General features: G+C 27.5%; 1 protein-coding gene. It reads right to left on the reverse strand.

Annotation, left to right across the window (positions count from 1 at the left end; translation table 11 throughout):
- Positions 1–269, reverse strand: a 269-nt coding sequence (locus tag JCM14822_RS18855) for a hypothetical protein (protein ID WP_157047924.1), incomplete at its 3' end; no start/stop codon positions are given.
- Positions 270–513 lie beyond the last annotated feature (244 nt).

Here is a 513-nt window from a genome sequence, read left to right on the forward strand (position 1 = left end):
CTTTTACCTATACCATTTATTGCTCTTATCCTATAGGTATAAGTTTTCTCTTCAAATACGACATTATGAACATATGAAGGTTCTTCTACTGAAATAATGTCTGCACCATTTATTTCAATCTCATACCCTTCAGCTTCTGCTACTGCATCCCAAGTAAGTGCTATTTTACTCAATCCACTCTGAACTTGAATATTACTTGGTACACCCAGTTGTTCACTTTGCATTTGAAGACTTGACTGAGTTGTACTAATACACTGTATATCATTCATAATTTGAGCCTGTTCATTTATTTCTTGTGCTATTAAATTATTACACAAAGAAAAGCTCATCATTATTGATAATATAACAGCTTGTATTTTTTTACTTTAGACCAACTCATTTTTCACCTCCTAAAATAAATAGTTAATTTCACCTTATTATATTTGCATAATATTTCAAAAAAGTCAAAACTTTTATTTTATTTAAAAAATATTTTTATTTTATAGCTATATATTATTAATCATAAACGTTAAC

Source organism: Cellulosilyticum ruminicola JCM 14822, assembly GCF_001311925.1.
Lineage (GTDB): Bacteria > Bacillota > Clostridia > Lachnospirales > Cellulosilyticaceae > Cellulosilyticum > Cellulosilyticum ruminicola.